The sequence below is a fragment of the Marivita sp. genome (assembly GCF_020055635.1).
Taxonomy (GTDB): Bacteria; Pseudomonadota; Alphaproteobacteria; order Rhodobacterales; family Rhodobacteraceae; genus Marivita.
In genome coordinates this window covers 1-2,605 of record NZ_JAIPUT010000178.1, presented here as the reverse complement: position 1 = coordinate 2,605, position 2,605 = coordinate 1, and the positions used below count along the sequence as shown (strand labels likewise).

The window sequence follows — 2,605 nt, the reverse complement described above, 5'->3', positions numbered from 1 at the left end:
ATGCGCCCACCTGTTCTGGGGTATTCGCCCACCTGTGACGCGTTTCCGTGAGGCAGCGTGTTTTGGTTAGCAGTCCTACGAGGTTTCGTCATCCATTTTGGTGATGGTTTTGCGCATGGATTGGCCCTCAAGTTCGAGGCGGTAGGCGTTGTGAACGATGCGATCGAGGATTGCATCTGCGAAGGTGGGTTCGCCGATGACGTCATGCCAGGCTTTGACGGGCAGTTGGCTGGTGATCATCGTCGAGCCGCGGCCATAACGCTCTTCGACAATTTCCATGAGATCGCGACGTTGTGGTGATGTCAGTCTGTCCGGCCCCCAGTCGTCCAAGATCAGCAGCTGAGCCTTCGTGATACTACGGAACAAGCGGGGGAAGCGTCCGTCACCATGGGACAGCTCCAATTCTTCAAAGAGGCGTGGCATCCGCTTGTAGACCACAGTTATGCCGTTGCGACAGGCCGCCTGAGCCAGTGCGCACCCAAGCCAGGTTTTGCCGACGCCACATGGACCAGTGATGATCAGGTTACGCTTGTCGGTGATCCATCTGCCAGTAAGCAGGCTTTGGAACAGCGCTTTATCGAGGCCACGGCGTGCGCGGTAATCGACATCTTCCGGGCTGGCGCCAACATGGCGCAGCCTGGCAGTACGCATTCGGGCCTCAAACTGCTTTGTTTCCCGGCTTGCGACCTCACGGTCAACGAGCAGGCCAAGCCATTCAGCGTGGCTGAGATCGGCAGCTCTATCCTGCAGCTGCAGTTCGGCAAAAGCTTCGGCCATGCCGTCCAGCCTGAGGGCCTTGAGGTGATGAAGGGTTGGATGGTCAAGCATTGTGTTCCTTTCAATGGAAGTACTCAGCGCCACGGATGTTGGGGTGGGAGATGGCAGGCTCGTCCGTGGCGCGGGTACGGGGCCTGCTCTCCAGCCCGTTCTTGAGAATGGACAGGAGTGATGAATAGGATCTGGCGTTGATCTCAAGCGCACGGCGACAGGCCGCATCAAGTCGGTCGCGTCCAAACTTGTCGCCCAACCGGATCACCCCAAGGCAGGTGCGATAGCCCTGTTCCGGGTGCTTGCGATCCCGCATGACGACCTCGACAAAGGTGGCCACGTTCGGACCAACGCGGGCCGCACGTGCTTTGATGCGCTCTGGCGTCCAGTCATCTCGGAATTGGTGATGCGCTGGCATGTGGACGCGCAGTGTCGAATGCTTGCCGTTGCTGGACGTTCTCACATGAGAGGCGACACGTTGCCCGACATGGAAGACTTCGATGGTGCGGTCAGTGATCCGCGCCCACAGCTCTTTCTTCAGAAGCTGATGGGGTACGGAATAATAGTGCTTGTCGATGGCGACGTGGTAATCGAGCCCGGCGCGGCACTTCTTCCATTCAGCATAGACGTATGGGGCTACCGGCAGCGGCTTCAGAGCCGGCTTGTCCAGCTGATCAAAAAGCTTTCTACGACTGGCGCCCAGATGGCGGGAGATCTTGCCATTGAGCTGGACAAGGAGTGGGCGGATGGCGGCATTTAACTCAGCAAGGCTGAAGAACTGACGGTTACGCAGCCGTGCCAGTATCCAGCGATCAGCCAAGAGCACCCCGGCCTCTGCCTTCGCTTTGTCCTTTGGTTTATATGGTCTGGCCGGGACAACGGCCGTGTCGTAATGCGCGGCCATATCTGCGTAGGTTCGATTGATCACAGGATCATAGAAACAGGCCTTGGTGACACCCGCCTTCAAATTGTCAGAGACGATCTGGGCGGGCACCCCACCGAAGAAATCCAGCGCACGGACATGGCTCACGATCCAATCAGGCAGGGATTGCGTCCAGGTCGCCTCGACAAACGTGTAATTTGATGACCCCAGAACGGCGACAAATACCTGTGCGGTGCGCACCTCCCCGGTCTCGGGGTCAATCACATCAATCGTATGGCCGGCGTAGTCGACGAACAGCCGCTCGCCCGCCGGATGACGCTGTCGCATCACCGGCGACAGCTTGCCTTCCCAGCGTGTGTACAACTCGCAGAACCGCGAATAGCCGTATCCGTCAGGATGGTCGGCCCGGTACTCTTCCCACAGCAGCGACAACGTCACGCCCTTGCGGCGCAGCTCGCGGTGAATGTAGGGCCAGTCAGGTTGCGCCTCGATCCGTTGGGTATTCTGATAAGCACGGTGGAACAGACGGTGCTCAAGGTCAGTGTCGGACATGTCAGCTGGTAATGGCCAGTCAAGCCCAACGTCACGCGCGCGATCAAGGTAACCACGGAGGGTTGTCCGACCAATCGCAAGGCTCGCCGCAATTTGGCGGGTCGAAAGGCCCTCAGCTGATAGCCGCAAAACGTCTCGTATCTTCCGCATCGACAATCTCTTCATCGGGCTTCCTTCGTGCCAAAAAGGCGGAAGGTAGCCGGTTACAGATTGCCTCGCAGCAGCACGTCACAGGGGTGGGCGAATACCCCGGAATCAGTGGGCGGATAAAATCGGAATGGGTGGGCGCATTAAATCGGTACGGGTGGGCGCATCACCCCGGAATACGCACGCGACCATCGAGGGTCGGCGTTCCACGTTGAATCTCTTGCATGACTTGTTGAGTGCGTCAGGCCGGTTCTT

Annotated in this window: 2 protein-coding genes; both read right to left on the bottom strand. The window is 58.5% G+C overall.

Annotated features, from left to right (window positions below):
- Window positions 1-75: 75 nt before the first annotated feature.
- Entirely contained in the window at window positions 76-828 is a 753-nt protein-coding gene (gene istB / locus LCF60_RS24350) for an IS21-like element helper ATPase IstB (RefSeq protein WP_292295108.1), read from the bottom strand.
- Between the two features lie 10 nt (window positions 829-838).
- The gene (gene istA, locus LCF60_RS24345; RefSeq protein ID WP_292295107.1) at window positions 839-2,368 is read right to left on the bottom strand and encodes an IS21 family transposase; all 1,530 of its coding nucleotides are present in this window, start codon (window positions 2,366-2,368) and stop codon (window positions 839-841) included.
- Window positions 2,369-2,605 lie beyond the last annotated feature (237 nt).

Bases quoted from the DNA above. Each gene is read 5' to 3' on its own strand.
- istB (WP_292295108.1), bottom strand. From the start codon at position 828: ATGCTTGACCATCCAACCCTTCATCACCTCAAGGCCCTCAGGCTGGAC.
- istA (WP_292295107.1), bottom strand. From the start codon at position 2,368: ATGAAGAGATTGTCGATGCGGAAGATACGAGACGTTTTGCGGCTATCA.